The following is a 15,062-nucleotide window of genomic DNA, read 5'->3' as shown; positions in this document are numbered from 1 at the left end:
ACGCGCCCGGAAGGTCGAATGGTACCACTGCCCCGGCTCGAACGGGGGACCTCTTGATCCACAATCAAGCGCTCTAACCAACTGAGCTACAGCGGCACTCGGGCTGCGATGTATCCCGAGGCCGCGGGCATTTCAAGCGCCCGCGGCGCAGGGAATGCAGAATGGGGAAAACTCATTGTCGCGCGCAGGCGGGCTCGCACCGGAAACCGGTCGACGCCTCCGGCCTTTGCCCCCTAAGGTGGCGGCTGTTTCCCACCCCTTTCGTCTCACTCTTTCCCATCGGTCGATGAAGCCAAGAAGCGTGCCGCGCCGTGGATTTCCCGCCGGCCAGATGCTGGTTCACGTGCCCGGCCGATTGCGCGCCCTGGTGCGCGGCAGCGAGTTCGGCCTCGTGATCCTGGCCGCCTGCGTTGGAACCATCGCCGGGATCGCCGTCTCGGCCATGAGCCTCACGACTCAGGGCCTGCGGGAAATCCTCTATCGCCTGCCGCACGGCGCGCGCCTCAGCGCATCGACGGATGTGGATCCGCTCCTCATCCTGTTCGGCCCGGCCATCGGCGGCTTGGCTATCGGCTTCATCGCTTTCGGGCTCGCGCGCTGGCGCGGCGGCCCGCAACGGCCCATCGTCGATCCCATCGAGGCCAATGCCCTGCATGGGGGGCGGCTCTCGGTGAAGGGGTCCGTCGCCGTGGCGGCCCAGAACGTGATCTCGAACGGCAGCGGTGCCTCGGTCGGCCTCGAGGCCGGCTTCACCCAGATCTGCGCCAGCCTCGCCTCCCGTCTCGGCCTCGCCTTCGAGATGCGACGCTCCGATCTCCGGACCCTGGTGGGCTGCGGGTCGGCCGCTGCCATCGCCGCTGCCTTCGGCGCGCCGCTCACGGGGGCGTTCTATGCATTCGAACTCATCATCGGCACCTATTCCATTGCCACCCTGACACCGGTCGTGGTCGCGGCCCTGTGCGGCAGTCTCGTGGCCAAGGCGCTGGTGACGCAAAGCCCCCTCGTCACTGCCAACGGGTTCGATGCCCTGACGACCAGGACGATCACGGGAATCGACACCCTGCCGAGCCTCGCCCTCGGTCTTGCCTGCGCCGGACTCGGCATCCTGATCATGCGCGGCGTCACCCTGGTGGAGCAGGGTGTGCGGGCGACCCGTCTGCCGGCCTTCCTCGCGCCGGCCCTCGGCGGCCTCTGCGTCGGCGCCCTGGCTCTCGCGGTCTCGCCACAGATTCTCTCCGGCGGTCATGGTGCGCTCCATCTCCACCTCGATGTCGACATACCCGCCATGGGGATCGGTGCCCTGGCGCTGCTGTTCTTGGCCAAGGCTTCGGCCTCGGCGATCTCCATCGGATCGGGCTTTCGCGGCGGGCTGTTCTTCGCGTCCCTCTTCCTCGGCGCCCTGGCGGGGAAACTCTTCGCCGCGATAATGGCGGAGACGATCCCCGGCCTGTCCGGCCTCCACGGATTGTCCGGTCTGGAGAGCCTCACAATGTTCGGCCTCACGCCGCTCGCCTATGCGGTGATCGGCATGAGCGCCCTGGCGGTGGCCGTCATCGGCGGCCCGCTGACGATGACGTTCCTCGCCCTCGAGCTCACCGGCAGCTTTCCCATAACCGGCCTTGTCCTCGTGGCCGTGATCGCCTCGTCGATGACCGTGCGAAAGACCTTCGGCTATTCCTTCGCCACCTGGCGCTTTCACCTTCGTGGCGAGAGTATCCGCAGCGCGCACGATATCGGCTGGATCAGGTCGCTCACCGTGGGGGTGTTGATGCGCCGCGAGGTCGAAACCATGCCGGTCGACATGACGCTGCGCGATTTCCTGAAAGCCCATCCCCTCGGCTCGCCTTCGCGCGTGGTGCTGGTCGACGGGGAAGGGCGCTATGCGGGGATCGTGCTGGTGCCCGAGGCCCATGCCCTCGCTGCCGTCGATGGCGAAGCCGCTCTCGCCGAGACCATCCGGTATGCCGACGTGTTCCTCACCGCCGACATGAACGCCAAGCAGGCGGCCGCTGCCTTCGATGGTGCCGAGAGCGAGGCGTTGGCGGTGGTGGACGATCCGGCCTCGCGCCGGGTGGTCGGCTTGCTCACCGAGAGCCACACGCTCAAGCGCTACAGCGAGGAACTCGACCGGCAGAGGCGGGCGATCATGGGCGAGGCCGGATAAGCACTGGACGCTTCGCGATTTCCTGTGCTGGACCCGGAAGCTGGTTCCGCCATCGTCCCATCCGCCCGGGAAGGGGCGGATGGGATTGGTTGTTTCAGGCCGGCATCGCTCGGCGCGACTTGCGCATCAGCGCCTCTTCCACGGTGCCGTCGCCGTCGAGATAGCCGTGGCGCTTGGGGTTCGGCATGATCAGAGAGCCGATGAAGGCGATGGCGAGCATCGCCGTGACGTACCAGAAGAAGCTGCTCTCAGAGCCGATCTGCTTCAGATACAGGGCCACCATCTCCGCCGTGCCACCGAAGATGGAGTTCGCGACCGCGTAGGAGAGGCCGACGCCGAGCGCGCGGACCTGGGTCGGGAACAGCTCGGCTTTCACGATGCCGCTGATGCCGGTGTAGAAACTGATCACCGTGAGGCCGATCATGATTAGGCCGAACGAGAGGTACGGGTTTGTCGTGGCGCCGATGGCGGTCATCAGCGGCACCACCATCAACGTGCCGAGCCCGCTATAGAGCAGCATGTTGGTCTTGCGACCGATCCGGTCCGACAACCAGCCGAAGAAGGGCTGGATCACCATGTAGACGAGAAGCGCCGCCGTGGAGATCTGCGAGGCGGTGATCTTGTCGATATGCGCTGTGTTGAAGAGATACTTCGGCATGTAGGTGGTGAAGGTATAGAAACTCAAGGAGCCGCCGGCGGTGTAGGCGAGCACCACGCAGAACGCCCGCCAATGCTTGAACAGGGCGGAGAACGTGCCGGATTCCTTCGAGGCCATGTCCTCTTTCGTGGCGGTTTCCGCGAGCGACGAGCGCAGGAACAGGGCGACCACAGCCGCCATCGCGCCGATGAAGAACGGGATACGCCAGCCCCAGGCCGTGAGCTGCTGAGCGGTGAGGACGCTCTGCAGGACGATCAGCACCAGTGAGGCGAGGAGCTGGCCGCCGATCAGGGTGACGTACTGGAACGAGGCGAAGAACCCGCGCTGACCCTTGAGTGCGACCTCGCTCATGTAGGTGGCGCTGGTGCCGTACTCGCCGCCCACGGACAGGCCCTGGATCATGCGAGCGAGGAGCAGCAGGGCGGGAGCCCAATGTCCCACGCTGGCATAGGTCGGCAACACGGCGATCATCAGCGATCCGCCGCACATCATCAGCACCGAGATCATCATCGAGGTCTTGCGGCCGAGACGGTCGGCGATGCGGCCGAACAACCAGCCGCCGATGGGGCGCATGAAGAACCCCACGGCGAATACGGCCGCGGATTTCAGGAGTTGGCTGGTATCGTCACCCTCGGGGAAGAAGACTGGGGCGAAGTAGAGCGCGAAGAAGGCGTAGCAATAAAAATCGAACCATTCGACGAGGTTGCCCGACGACGAGCCGACGATGGCGAAGATGCGGCGACGGCGATCTTCCGGATCGTCGGGCCGCGAAGGATCGATCGCGATAGCGTCGGACATGTGGACTCCCAGACTTCGAGCAGGACCTTCGGAGTAGGTCTCTTGGGCGGCGACGTTAAGCACCGGTTCACGATTCACAAGGGCTTAAGCGCGGCTTTTCTACAGCGCGCTTGAAATGTCAGCCGTTCTTCGCGCCGGGGCGGTTTGCTGTTCAGAGCCAAAGGATAGGCGAGCGCGCCCGTCCAATGAAAGGCGCATCAGTCAAGCTTGAGCGTTCTTGAGCGTAGCGTTCTCCATGATGAGAGGCGTCATGTTACAAAAAATGAGGAACGGTTTTGCCGGTCTTTCTGTTTCGGCTTCGCATCGGCGCCTGTCGGCGTCTGAGTTCCACATGAGAATGGACTGATCGACATGAGCAAGCTCTTGCGGAGTACAATGACGGCTGCCGTTCTGGTCGTCGGTGCGGCGACTGCTTTCGCCCAAGGTGGGCCTGGAGCCGGCGGTGGAGGCGGTGCGGGCGGCGGCGCGGCAGGAGCCGGGGCGCCGGGTGGTGGCGGCGCAGGTGGTGCGGGATCGGCCGGAGGCGCCGGAATGCGTGGCGGCGGTGGCGCCGGAGCGGAACGTGGTGGAGCAGCAGGCGGTTCGGAGCGTGGCGGTTCCCCGGGGGAACGTGGCGGTCCGGCGGGCGAGCGCGGCGGATCTGCCGGGATGGAACGGGGCGGTGGCGACCGGAATGGCCGCATGGATCAGGGTGAACGTCCGGGTGCCGGCGGAAGAACAGATGCCGGCCGGCCCGATCGTGACGGCAAGGCCGATCGCGATGGTAAGCCTGAACGCGATGACAAGCTGGACCGGGGCGAGCGCATGGAGCGAGGCGGCAAGGCCGATCGCGACATGAAGGACGGTAAGGCGGACCGTGGCGAGCGGATGGATCGCGAGAGGGGTGATCGCGGTGACAGGGGCGGGCGTGGAGATCGAGGCGGACGAGGCGACAGTGGCGCCGTGCGCGGAGCCTATGGCCGGCTTGGTGCTCCGCAGCGGACGGAGTTTCGCCAGAACGTGCTGCGTCGCGGCATTCCACGCCTCGCCGCCGGTGCCTTCGCCCTGACGGTGGGGACCGCCATCGCTCGCAATTACACCCTTTACGACCTCCCGCCGGATATCGTTCGGATCGTGCCGGAATACGAAGACTACCGCTACGTCCTCGTCGATGATGACATCGTCATCGTCGATCCCGATACCTACGAAATCGTGGACGTCATTCGCGGCTGATCTCGGATCGGCGGTTTCCCCGAGAGGGGAGCCGCCGCGGGGCGAAGCATCTTCCTTTGTCGTCCGTAGCCGCGATGCCGGCCATAGCGATACTGGTGCTCAACAGCCGCGACGTGATGATGCGAAGGTAAGTCCAGAGGCTCCGGATCGGTTGTCATCACTGATCCGGAGCCTCTACGTTTCCGCTTCTCCACCGATCTGTTGCTCGGGGCGAAAGGCATGTCGCTCCGGCGCCGGCACCGCTTGGCCGTTCAGGCCCTCGACGTGTCGCAGGTTCCCAAGCGCAGAAACGCGCGGTGCCTTTCCGGACCACGTAGCTCGGGCAAAGCCGGCCCGCACGGTGCCCCTCAGCGGCCGCCTCGATCCAGCATCCGCGAGACCACCCTGGCGGTGTAATCCACCATCGGAACGATCCGTGCGTAGTTGAGCCTGGTCGGACCGATCACGCCGACGACACCGACGATCTTCTGCGAACCGTCCCGGAACGGCGCCGCGATCATCGATGAGCCCGAGAGCGAGAACAGCTTGTTCTCCGAGCCGATGAAGATGCGGACGCCCTCGCCGCCCTCGGCGCGGGAGAGGAGTTCGATGACGTCCTTCTGCGTCTCGAGATCGTTGAACAGCAGGCGGATCCGTTCGAGATCCTCCACCGCGCGCAGGTCGTCGAGCAGGTTCGCCTGGCCGCGTACGATCAGTTGGCGTGCCTCTGACGTCCCGACCGTGGTGGCGAGACCGGCATCGACCAGCCGCTCGGTGATGACGTCGAGTTCGCGCTTCATCGCCTCGCGGCCAGCCTCGATTTCCGCTCTCAAGCCTCCGAGGGTCCGCCCCTGCAAGCGGGCATTGAGGTAGTTCGAGGCCTCCTGCAGGGCGCCCGCCGGAAGGCCGGGCGGCAGGTCGAGGAGGCGGTTCTCCACCGAGCCGTCATCGGAGACGAGGACGACGAGGGCGCGGGCGGGATCGAGCCGTACGAACTCGATGTGCTTGAGATGGACGTTGCTCTTGGTCGTGACGACCACGCCCGCCCCCCGCGAAATGCCCGACAGCATCGACGAGGCCTCGGCGAGGGCGCTCTCGAAGGTGTGGCCCGAGGCGGCGGCGCGCATCTGCGCCTCGATCCGCTCCTGCTCCTCGCGGCCGACATCGCCGATCTCCAACATGGCGTCGACGAAGAAGCGCAGGCCGAGTTCCGTCGGCAGGCGCCCGGCGGAGGTGTGGGGCGCGAAGATGAGCCCGGAATGCTCCAGATCCGCCATGACGTTTCGGATCGAGGCCGGGGACAAGGCCATCGGCAGGATCCGCGCGAGGTTGCGCGACCCCACCGGTTCGCCGGTCGTGAGATAGCTCTCGACGATCTGCCGGAAGATCTCGCGTGTCCGCTCGTTCAGGGCCGAGAGGGCCTGAAGTTGCTGCGACGAGGAATAGGGATGCGCGCGTTCGGTCAATGGGTGTTTCCTGACCGCCGATTGTGTCCGGCCCGGAGCCCGGGCACAACCTTTACCGGTGAGGCATAGCCGCCCTGTGGTCTGCTAATCCGTTTGCCGCCCGAACGGAACGGCCTTTGCGTTGAGTCGCCGCCCTCGCGAGCCTGCTCGCTGTGGCCGGTGGGTCTGGTTGACGGACCCGCCGCTCCCGTCCGTTCGGAGGAACACGCCGCCGTGCCCGACCTCGACACCGTCGTCAAAGAGATCGCCGAGGAGATGGCGGACAGGCCGGACCGGGGGGAGGTCGCCACATACATACCGGAACTCGCCAGGGTCGACCCGAAGGCGTTCGGTCTCGTCGTCATCGACGCGGACGGTCACGTGGCGGCGGGAGGCGACAGCGACACGCCGTTCTCGATCCAGAGCATCTCGAAGGTTTTCACCCTCACCCTGGCACTCGGTATGGCCGGCGACCGTCTCTGGCGCCGGGTGGGACGCGAGCCCTCGGGCAGCCCCTTCAACTCCATCGTCCAGCTGGAGCGCGAGCGCGGCATTCCGCGCAATCCCTTCATCAATGCCGGTGCCATCGCGGTCACCGACGTGATCCTGTCGGGCCATCAGCCGAGGGAGGCCCTGGGCGAGATCCTGCGTTTCATGCAGTTCCTGGCGCAGGATCCCACGATCATCATCGACGAGGCGGTGGCGGCCTCGGAGCTGCGCACGGGCTTTCGCAACATCGCGCTCGCCAACTACATGAAATCCTTCGGCGTTCTCGACAATCCGGTGGATTTTACCCTCGGCGTCTATTTTCACCACTGCGCCATCGCCATGTCATGCCGGCAACTCGCCAACGCCACCCGTTTCCTGGCGCATTCCGGGCGCAACCCGCTGACCGGTTATTCCGTGGTCTCGGCTGAGCGAGCCCGGCGTATCAATGCGGTGATGCTCACCTGCGGTCACTACGACGGCTCGGGTGAGTTCGCGTATCGGGTCGGCCTGCCGGGCAAGAGCGGAGTCGGCGGCGGGATCATCGCCGTGGCACCGGAAAAGGCTTCGATCGCTGTCTGGTCGCCGGGCCTCGACGCATCCGGCAATTCCCATCTTGGCCGGATCGCCATGGAACAGCTGACCAAGCGCCTCGGCTGGTCGATCTTCGGCGCTTGATCGCGCTCGCCCGGGCGCCTTTCCGGTCCTCAGCTCTCCGGCGCGTCCGCGGCCTTTCTCTTCAACACAGCGAGGTAGTCCCGCAGGAGCCCCACGCGTTTCGGCCGGAAGCTCGCGCCCGCGAGTTCGGCAGCGGCGATCCGGTCCACTCTGAACATCCGGTGCGCCTCGCGCAGACAGCACCAAGTGAGGACCACCAACTTTCGGTCGAGATAGACGATCGCAAGCGGCCAGATCGTCCGTTTCGTGATCCGCGCCTCACCGTCCGCGTAGCGGATCGTCACCGCCTCTTCGCGCCAGCACCCTTCGCGGATCACCGCCGTGGCGGGGGAGGGGGCGAAGCGCTCCTCGGAGCGCCGGACCTGCGAGACCGCGTGGAGCAGGTGCTGTTGGCCGGTATCGGGGAGGGTCGCCGCCACCTTGGCGAGCACTGCGGCGGCGGCCCTCGCCAGCGCCGGATCCCCCATGTGCCGGACCTCGGACAAGCCGAGCACCAGTGCTTCGATCTCGATTCGATCGAAGATCTGCGGCGGCAGAGCCCCGTCCTCGATCAGTCGGTAGCCGTAGCCGCGCTCGCCCTCGATATGGGCGCCGGCTGCGCGAAGGCTATCGATGTCGCGGTAGAGCGAGCGGAGGGAGACGCCCGTCTCCTCCGCCAGCCGGGCCGCCGTCACCGGCGCAGGCAGCATGCGCAGAGCCTGAAGCAGTCGGAAGAGGCGGTCCGTGCGAGCCAAAGTTCAACTGACGCAGAGTGGCAGTAGCGCTCGTCTATAAGCATCGGTGTCGACCCCGCCAACACGAGTACTTCGATGCTGACCCTCGTTCATTCGCCCAAAAGCCGCTCGACCCGCATCATCGCGCTGCTGCACGAACTCGGCGCCCTCGACGACGTGTCGGTGGAAATCGTCGCCATCGTGCGCCAGGACGGCTCCGGCCAGTGCGATCCCAGCAATCCCCATCCCGAGGGAAAGGTGCCGCTCCTCGTTCATGACGGCGTGACGATCTGGGAGAGCAGCGCGATCATGCTCTACCTCGCCGACCTCTTCCCGAAGGCTGGCCTGACTATCCCGCCGGGTCATCCGCAGCGGGGGGCCTATCTCAGCTGGTTCGCGTGGTATTCGGGTGTGGTCGAGCCGGTCATGCTGCTGGAAGCGGTCGGGCTCACGCATCCCGCCATCGCTTCGACTTTTCGCGGGAGTGTGGAGGTGCGACAGCGGCTCGCTGCAGCACTCGCCAAGGGGCCCTATCTCTTCGGCGAGCGCTTCACGGCGGCGGACCTACTGCTTCACTCGCCTTATGCCTGGTTCGGCAAACCGGGCGATCCGGTCCTCGATGCGTGGGTCGAGCGCTGCATGGCCCGTCCTGGGGCGGCTTTCGCCACGGAGTTCGACCTCCTGCACCCACTGAAATGAGCGGTCTCAGCAGGCCATCTCATTCTCCGCATCGGTGAAGCGCGGCGGTTCTGATCTGATGCTTCGACTATCATCAGCGCAGCGTCGATATCGGGCATCGTGCCTAAAAAGACGTCATTTGGCTCATGAAGCAGTCATGGAGAACGAAAATTGCCACGGCGCCGAGGAGCGCCGTGGCGGATGTCGTGTCAGGCTGCTGCCTTCGCTTCCTCGGAAGTCGGAACCGAGGCGACGGTCTTCAGGATCTGCGAAGCGATCTGGTAGGGGTCCCCCTGGCTGTTGGGACGGCGGTCTTCCAGATAGCCCTTGTACTCATTGTTGACGAAGCTATGCGGCACGCGGATCGAGGCGCCGCGATCGGCGATGCCGTAGCTGAACTGGTCGATCGCCGCAGTCTCGTGCTTGCCGGTCAGACGCATGTGGTTGTCCGGGCCGTAGACGGCGATGTGGTCGTCCAGGTTCTCCTTGAACGCTGCCATGAGCGCCTCGAAATAGGCTTTGCCGCCTACCGTGCGGAGATGCTCCGTCGAGAAGTTGGCGTGCATGCCCGAGCCGTTCCAATCGGTCGCACCGAGTGGCTTGCAATGGTATTCGATGTCGATCTCGTACTTCTCGCACAGGCGCTGCAGGATGTAGCGGGCGACCCACATCTCGTCGGCGGCCTTCTTGGAGCCCTTGCCGAAGATCTGGAACTCCCACTGGCCCTTTGCCACCTCGGCGTTGATGCCCTCGTGGTTGATGCCGGCGTCCAGGCACAGGTCCAGGTGCTCTTCGACGATCTTGCGTGCGATCGAGCCGACTTCCTTGTAGCCGACGCCGCAGTAATACGGGCCCTGGGGGGCCGGGTAGCCGCTGGCGGGGAAGCCGAGCGGACGACCGTCCTTGTAGAAGAAATACTCCTGCTCGAAGCCGAACCAGGCGCCGTCGTCGTCGAGGATCGTGGCGCGCTTGTTGGAGGCATGCGGCGTCACGCCGTCCGGCATCATCACTTCGCACATCACCAGCACGCCGTTCTTGCGTGTGCTGTCGGGGAAGTGGCGCACGGGCTTGAGCATGCAGTCGGAGCTGCCGCCCTCGGCCTGCATCGTTGAGCTGCCGTCGAAGCCCCAAAGCGGAAGCTGCTCGAGGGTCGGGAAGCCGTCGAATTCCTTGATCTGGGTCTTGCCACGCAGGTTCGGCACCGGCGTGTATCCGTCGAGCCATAGATACTCGAGCTTATATTTCGTCATTTCGAGCCTCTCGTCCCTCAAGCGATCCGACGGCCGGGTCTCCCCCTCACATCGTTCGCGGCCGTTCGTAGCCGGAATCGCCGCTAGCATAACGTGTGCCAGCCATGGTCGTGGGGCCAGGCGCCATCGACGGCGGGATCCAGCCGCAACGAGGCGGACGCTTCACTCGCAGGGATAGAGAATCCTTCGCGCGGGAATGTTTCTGCCTACCGAATAGGCGCCCCTGAATGGGCATCCGGGAAGTGCTCGAGCAAATGCTCATATTCTGTTCGCCGTCAGTGCCTTGCCCATTTGCTTAGCAGGCAACGAAGCAGCGTGGTCGTGTGGCTAGGAACATCGTCCGATGGAAGCGCGCCTTCTGCTTAATCCCGAAACAAAAAATATAAATTCGGAGCAGCGCATGCTGCCTTTCCAGGCGAGCACGCGTTCCATCGCATCCGCACCAATACGGTCGGCGATACGAGTAACTCACGGAACGGAGTCCGTCCTGATGAAGAACCCAACCCTGTCCGCCATGGCGAAGACCCTCGCCATCGTGGTCGCCCTGGTGGGCGCGATGATCCTCGGTACTCCGCGCGGCGCCCAAGCCGCACCGATGGCGGTGTCCAGCGAAGTCGCCGGCTCGGTCAACGTGGCCGCCACGCAGGTCCAGTACGGTGGTGGTCACTGGCGCCACCACGGCCGGCATCATCGCCGTCACTTCGGTCACCATCGCGGTCGCCACTTCGGCCATCACTACGGCCGTCGATTCGGCCACCACCACCATCACCGCCGTTTCGGTCATCATCATCGTCGCCACTACCGCTACTGAGGCGTGAGTTGGGGGCGCGTCCCCGTGGGCGCGCTCCTCTTCATTCTGGCCGCGCTTGCCGGTGGACAAACCGGGGCCTAAGAGCCCGGACGATCAATCCGGAACTCGACCAAGGAGAGTGCCCATGCGGCCCTCGAAGCGCGCGAACGACGAACTGCGCACCGTCACCCTGGAGCGCGCCGTCGCCCGCTATGCCGAGGGTTCCTGCCTCGTCACCTTCGGCCAGACGAAGGTACTCTGCACGGCCTCCCTCGAAGAACGCGGCCCGCCATGGCTGCGCGGCTCGGGCAAGGGCTGGGTCACCGCCGAGTATTCCATGCTCCCCCGCGCGACCCACGAGCGCACTCGCCGGGAGGTGAATTCCGGCAAGCCCTCCGGGCGGACGCAGGAGATTCAGCGGCTGATCGGCCGCTCGCTCCGTGCCGTCACCAATCTTCCCGCCATCGGCGAGCGACAGATCACCGTGGATTGCGATGTGATTCAGGCGGATGGCGGTACCCGCACCGCTGCGATTACCGGAGCCTGGATCGCCCTGCACGATTGTTTCACCTGGATGCGCGGGCGCTCCATCATCTCGGTCGACCCCCTGCGCGAGCATGTCGCCGCGATTTCCTGCGGCATCTACAAGGGCACCCCGGTGCTCGATCTCGAATACGCGGAGGATTCGGCCGCCGAGACCGATGCGAATTTCGTCATGACCGGCTCCGGCGGCCTCGTGGAGGTGCAGGGCACCGCCGAGGGCAAGCCCTTTTCGGAGGCCGAACTCATCGAATTGCTGCGGCTGGCCCGTGGCGGAGTCGAGCAGCTCGTTTCCCTTCAGAAGCAGGCAATCGCATGAGCGAGCCGCGCATTCTCACAGGGCGGGTCGTCATCGCCACCCACAATCCCGGCAAGCTCGTGGAGATGCGCGAGCTGCTGGCGCCGTTCGGCGTGGAGGCCGTCTCGGCGGGCGAACTCGGTCTGCCCGAGCCCGATGAGACCGGTACGATGTTCTCCGAGAATGCGGCGATCAAGGCCATCGCCGCAGCCCACGCCTCGGGCTTGCCCGCCTTCGCCGACGATTCCGGCCTCTGCGTCAATGCCCTCGACGGTGCACCCGGCCTGTTCTCCGCCCGCTGGGCTGGTCCGAACAAGGACTTCTCCGGCGCCATGGCCCGCATTGCGGCCGAACTCGACAAGCGTGGCGCCGCGACCCGCCGAGCTCACTTCGTCTCTGCCCTCGTCATCGCCTGGCCGGATGGCCATACCGAAACGTTCGAGGGTCGGGTGTTCGGCGATCTCGTGGAGCCGCGCGGCTCACAGGGCTTCGGCTACGACCCGATGTTCTTGCCGGACGGCTACGATCGCACCTTCGGCGAGATCTCCTCGGAGGAGAAGCATGGCGTCGACTGGCAGAGCGGGAACGTCCTGTCGCACCGCGCCCGCGCGTTCGTGCTTCTGGCCGCGAGCTGCCTGCGTCGGCCCGGCTGAACGGGCGGGCGAGCTTCTTTACGCCTCACCTCGGCCGCATGCGGAGGTGAGGCGTTCACCTTTGATCGTCCCGGCACCATTGCCAAAATCCCCAGCCGCGCGCACATCCGCCCGATGACCGATCGTTCAGGCCCGGACCACCCGACCCGCGATGCCGGGTTCGGTGTCTATGTCCATTGGCCCTTCTGCGCCTCGAAGTGCCCCTATTGCGACTTCAACAGCCATGTCCGTCACGCGCCGGTGGATGAAGTCCGCTTTCTCGCGGCGTTCCGGGCCGAGATCGCCAATGTGGCGGCGCGAATTCCGGGCCGCACCGTGTCGAGCATCTTCCTCGGCGGCGGCACCCCGTCATTGATGCAGCCGAGCACCGTCGCGGGGTTGCTCGAGGCCATCGACGATGCCTGGGGCGCGGCGCCCGATATCGAGGTGACGCTGGAAGCGAACCCGACCAGCGTCGAGGCCGGCCGTTTTCGCGGTTATCGGGCCGCCGGAGTGAACCGCGTTTCTCTCGGAGTCCAGGCCATGGACGACGCCTCCCTGAAGGCCCTCGGGCGGCTCCACACGGCTGCAGAGGCGATGGCGGCGGTCGAGACGGCAGCCGCGCATTTCGAGCGCTACTCCTTCGATCTCATCTATGCGCGGCCGAACCAGAGCGCGTCCGCCTGGCGCGCCGAGCTCAGGGAGGCCATCGCCAGGGCGGCCGAGCACCTGTCGCTCTATCAACTGACCATCGAGCCGGGTACGCCGTTCTTCGGCCTTCACGCCGCCGGCAAGCTCGTCCCACCGGACAACGATATGGCGAGGGCGCTCTACGACGTGACGCAGGAGGTCTGTGACGCGGCCGGGCTCTCCTCCTACGAGATTTCCAACCATTCCCGCCCCGGCGCGCAATCGCGGCACAACCTCCTGTACTGGCGTTATGGCGAATATGCCGGCATCGGTCCCGGCGCGCATGGCCGGCTGGTGACCGGCGAAGGGCGGATCGGTACGGTGACCGAACGCGCGCCGGAAGCCTGGCTCGCCCGGGTCGAGCGCGACGGCCACGGCATCGTCGAGACCGAAACTCTCTCGGCCGCCGACCAGGGCGACGAGTTCCTCATGATGGGCCTGCGTCTCAGGGAAGGGGTCGATCCGGCCCGCTATGCGATGCTGAAGGGTCGCCAACTCGATCCGGTCCGTATCCAGGCCCTGATCGGTGACGGGCTCGTCGCCCGTCTGGACGGAGGCCGTATCGCCGCGACCCCCCGCGGTGCGCCGGTTCTGAACGCGGTGGTGGCGGAACTCGCCGCCTGATGCTGCGCCGCGCCCTGCCGCTCATGACCTATTGCAGCGGCGATCCCGGTGAGACCTACCCGATCACCCTCCATGCGGCCTTCCTCGGCGACACCTGATGCGCAAACCGGATCACGTGCCGGAAGGGCCGAGCGTGCGCGGAGCCGGGCTGACGATGGCCGGTGCGCCGCTACGGATCTCGTAGATCGCCAGCGCCCTGTCGCTCACCCCCTCCGGCCGGAAGCGGAAGGTGCCGTCGATCCCGGAGAAGCCTGCCTGCGTCGTCAGGGTGACGTCGGCGAAGCGCTGCGATCCGTACTGCCGCGTCAGCGCCGCCATGAGCGAGACGGCGTCGTAGGCCAACGTCGCCACGCGTGGCGGCACGGAGCCGAAACGCGCCTGATAACGCTGCGAGAAACCGTTGAACCCATTGGCATCCGCCGCTGCGAACCAGCCGCCCTGCAGGGCGGGGAGGGCAAAGACGCGTGCGTCGTTCCACACTGCCGTGCCGATGGGTTTGACCCTGCCGGGAGAAAATCCCGCCTTGGTGAGCGCGGGTGCGACGACGGCCAAGCCCTCCGGGCTTTCCGGCAGGAACAGGGCATCGGCCTGGGCGCCGGGACCGTTGATGAGGCCGGCGAGGCGCGAGATCGCGGGGGCGGGCGCACCCGGCGCGTAGCGCTCGATTCCCACCAGGCGGGCGCCCTTCCTCGCCACCGCCTCGCGGAACTGCGCCTCCACGGCATTGCCGTAGCTGCTCTCGGGGATCAGCGCGGCGAAGGAGCGGCGGCCGGCTGCGACCGCCTCGTCGACCACGCGGTCCACCTCGGCCTGCGGCAGGAAGCTGAGGAGGTAGACGCTGCGCGCCGCGACGCTCGCATCGGTGGAAAAGGCGATGATCGGCTTGCCGGCCCCACGCGTGACCCCCGCCGCCGCCTGGACATTGGCCGCGAAAAGCGGTCCGAGCACCAGCTCGGCGCCCTCAGCGAGGGCGGCCTGGGCCGCTTCGCGCGCGCCATCCGGCGAGCCGCGGTCATCCTTCACCAGGATCTGCAGGTCGGGCTTCTGGAAATCCTCCACGGCGAGTTCTGCGGCATTGCGCAGAGCCGCGCCGACTGCCGAACCCGGACCGGAGAGGGGCAGGATGAGAGCGATCTTCACCGACCCGGTGCCGATCTTCGTTGCACCCAATGACGTCGCCTGCGGATCGCCCGCGGCGGCCATATCCGGGTTAGGCGCGGCTTTCGTGGCGCGCGGGCCGCCATCGGGGCCGCCGATGCAGCCGCCAAGCCCCCCGACGAGCATGAGGATCGCCGCGGCCCTTGCCCAACCGACCGTGGCGGGACCGTGGCCCCTTGCAAGGCTTTTCCCCATTGCACGGTACTCCCCGTCGCTCATCTGCATCGCCCGCCCGATCCGCGCACGGTTAAAGCCTGGACGACAAAAGT

The 15,062-nt window shown here is 66.2% G+C and carries 14 protein-coding genes and 1 tRNA gene; 9 read left to right on the top strand and 6 right to left on the bottom strand.

The features are described from left to right. Positions 1 to 19 precede the first annotated feature (19 nt). Positions 20 to 96, bottom strand: a tRNA-His gene (locus A3OM_RS0117815). Between the two features lie 235 nt (positions 97 to 331). Here A3OM_RS0117815 and A3OM_RS0117810 point away from each other — a divergent pair. Next, positions 332 to 2,164: a chloride channel protein gene (locus A3OM_RS0117810; protein ID WP_018045133.1), complete on the top strand. Its 1,833-nt coding sequence runs from the start codon at positions 332 to 334 to the stop codon at positions 2,162 to 2,164. Positions 2,165 to 2,258: 94 nt separating this feature from the next. On the opposite strand, the gene A3OM_RS0117805 is transcribed toward A3OM_RS0117810, so the two are convergent. Then, positions 2,259 to 3,620: an MFS family transporter gene (locus tag A3OM_RS0117805; RefSeq protein WP_018045132.1), complete on the bottom strand. Its 1,362-nt coding sequence runs from the start codon at positions 3,618 to 3,620 to the stop codon at positions 2,259 to 2,261. Positions 3,621 to 4,020: 400 nt separating this feature from the next. Here A3OM_RS0117805 and A3OM_RS26675 point away from each other — a divergent pair, with 400 nt between their 5' ends. Next, entirely contained in the window at positions 4,021 to 4,458 is a 438-nt protein-coding gene (locus A3OM_RS26675; RefSeq protein WP_018045131.1) for a hypothetical protein, read from the top strand. A 104-nt stretch (positions 4,459 to 4,562) separates the two neighbouring features. Then, entirely contained in the window at positions 4,563 to 4,832 is a 270-nt protein-coding gene (locus A3OM_RS26670; protein WP_018045130.1) for a DUF1236 domain-containing protein, read from the top strand. Between the two features lie 347 nt (positions 4,833 to 5,179). Here the strand turns inward: A3OM_RS26670 and hrcA are convergent, their stop codons facing one another. Further along, positions 5,180 to 6,277 carry a heat-inducible transcriptional repressor HrcA gene (hrcA, locus tag A3OM_RS0117795; protein WP_018045129.1) on the bottom strand — a complete coding sequence of 366 codons (1,098 nt, stop codon included), beginning with the start codon at positions 6,275 to 6,277 and terminating at the stop codon, positions 5,180 to 5,182. A gap of 213 nt (positions 6,278 to 6,490) precedes the next feature. Between hrcA and A3OM_RS0117790 the strand changes: the two genes are divergently transcribed. Next, positions 6,491 to 7,420, top strand: a complete 930-nt coding sequence (locus A3OM_RS0117790; protein ID WP_018045128.1) for a glutaminase — start codon at positions 6,491 to 6,493, stop codon at positions 7,418 to 7,420. A gap of 29 nt (positions 7,421 to 7,449) precedes the next feature. Here A3OM_RS0117790 and A3OM_RS0117785 read toward each other — a convergent pair whose 3' ends face one another. Continuing rightward, positions 7,450 to 8,154, bottom strand: a complete 705-nt coding sequence (locus A3OM_RS0117785; RefSeq protein WP_018045127.1) for a WYL domain-containing protein — start codon at positions 8,152 to 8,154, stop codon at positions 7,450 to 7,452. A 75-nt stretch (positions 8,155 to 8,229) separates the two neighbouring features. Here A3OM_RS0117785 and A3OM_RS0117780 point away from each other — a divergent pair, with 75 nt between their 5' ends. After that, entirely contained in the window at positions 8,230 to 8,832 is a 603-nt protein-coding gene (locus tag A3OM_RS0117780) for a glutathione S-transferase family protein (protein ID WP_018045126.1), read from the top strand. 188 nt (positions 8,833 to 9,020) lie between these two features. Here A3OM_RS0117780 and A3OM_RS0117775 read toward each other — a convergent pair whose 3' ends face one another. Beyond that, positions 9,021 to 10,061 carry a glutamine synthetase beta-grasp domain-containing protein gene (locus A3OM_RS0117775; protein WP_018045125.1) on the bottom strand — a complete coding sequence of 347 codons (1,041 nt, stop codon included), beginning with the start codon at positions 10,059 to 10,061 and terminating at the stop codon, positions 9,021 to 9,023. Positions 10,062 to 10,551: 490 nt separating this feature from the next. On the opposite strand from A3OM_RS0117775, the gene A3OM_RS25395 reads away from it, so the two are divergent. From A3OM_RS25395 to hemW, 4 genes are all read left to right on the top strand, one after another. Further along, complete coding sequence (locus A3OM_RS25395; RefSeq protein WP_056140371.1) at positions 10,552 to 10,872, top strand: hypothetical protein; 321 nt, start codon at positions 10,552 to 10,554, stop codon at positions 10,870 to 10,872. A gap of 124 nt (positions 10,873 to 10,996) precedes the next feature. Then, positions 10,997 to 11,710, top strand: a complete 714-nt coding sequence (gene rph / locus A3OM_RS0117760) for a ribonuclease PH (RefSeq protein ID WP_018045122.1) — start codon at positions 10,997 to 10,999, stop codon at positions 11,708 to 11,710. Further along, positions 11,707 to 12,342 carry an RdgB/HAM1 family non-canonical purine NTP pyrophosphatase gene (rdgB, locus tag A3OM_RS0117755; RefSeq protein ID WP_018045121.1) on the top strand — a complete coding sequence of 212 codons (636 nt, stop codon included), beginning with the start codon at positions 11,707 to 11,709 and terminating at the stop codon, positions 12,340 to 12,342. Before rph ends, rdgB begins: the two co-directional genes overlap by 4 nt. Positions 12,343 to 12,456: 114 nt before the next feature. After that, positions 12,457 to 13,635, top strand: a complete 1,179-nt coding sequence (gene hemW / locus A3OM_RS0117750; RefSeq protein WP_018045120.1) for a radical SAM family heme chaperone HemW — start codon at positions 12,457 to 12,459, stop codon at positions 13,633 to 13,635. Positions 13,636 to 13,746: 111 nt separating this feature from the next. Here hemW and A3OM_RS0117740 read toward each other — a convergent pair whose 3' ends face one another. Beyond that, entirely contained in the window at positions 13,747 to 14,919 is a 1,173-nt protein-coding gene (locus A3OM_RS0117740; protein WP_198290832.1) for a penicillin-binding protein activator, read from the bottom strand. Between the last annotated feature and the right edge of the window lie 143 nt (positions 14,920 to 15,062).

Source organism: Methylobacterium sp. 88A (genome assembly GCF_000376345.1).
GTDB lineage: Bacteria > Pseudomonadota > Alphaproteobacteria > Rhizobiales > Beijerinckiaceae > Methylobacterium > Methylobacterium bullatum.
This window is presented reverse-complemented; position numbering and strand designations above follow the sequence as displayed.

Coding starts and splice junctions, on each gene's coding strand:
- A3OM_RS0117775 (WP_018045125.1), bottom strand. CDS start 10,061: ATGACGAAATATAAGCTCGAGTATCTATGGCTCGACGGATACACGCCG.
- A3OM_RS0117740 (WP_198290832.1), bottom strand. CDS start 14,919: ATGCTCGTCGGGGGGCTTGGCGGCTGCATCGGCGGCCCCGATGGCGGC.
- hemW (WP_018045120.1), top strand. CDS start 12,457: ATGACCGATCGTTCAGGCCCGGACCACCCGACCCGCGATGCCGGGTTC.
- A3OM_RS0117805 (WP_018045132.1), bottom strand. CDS start 3,620: ATGTCCGACGCTATCGCGATCGATCCTTCGCGGCCCGACGATCCGGAA.
- rdgB (WP_018045121.1), top strand. CDS start 11,707: ATGAGCGAGCCGCGCATTCTCACAGGGCGGGTCGTCATCGCCACCCAC.
- A3OM_RS0117780 (WP_018045126.1), top strand. CDS start 8,230: ATGCTGACCCTCGTTCATTCGCCCAAAAGCCGCTCGACCCGCATCATC.
- A3OM_RS25395 (WP_056140371.1), top strand. CDS start 10,552: ATGAAGAACCCAACCCTGTCCGCCATGGCGAAGACCCTCGCCATCGTG.
- rph (WP_018045122.1), top strand. CDS start 10,997: ATGCGGCCCTCGAAGCGCGCGAACGACGAACTGCGCACCGTCACCCTG.
- A3OM_RS0117810 (WP_018045133.1), top strand. CDS start 332: ATGCTGGTTCACGTGCCCGGCCGATTGCGCGCCCTGGTGCGCGGCAGC.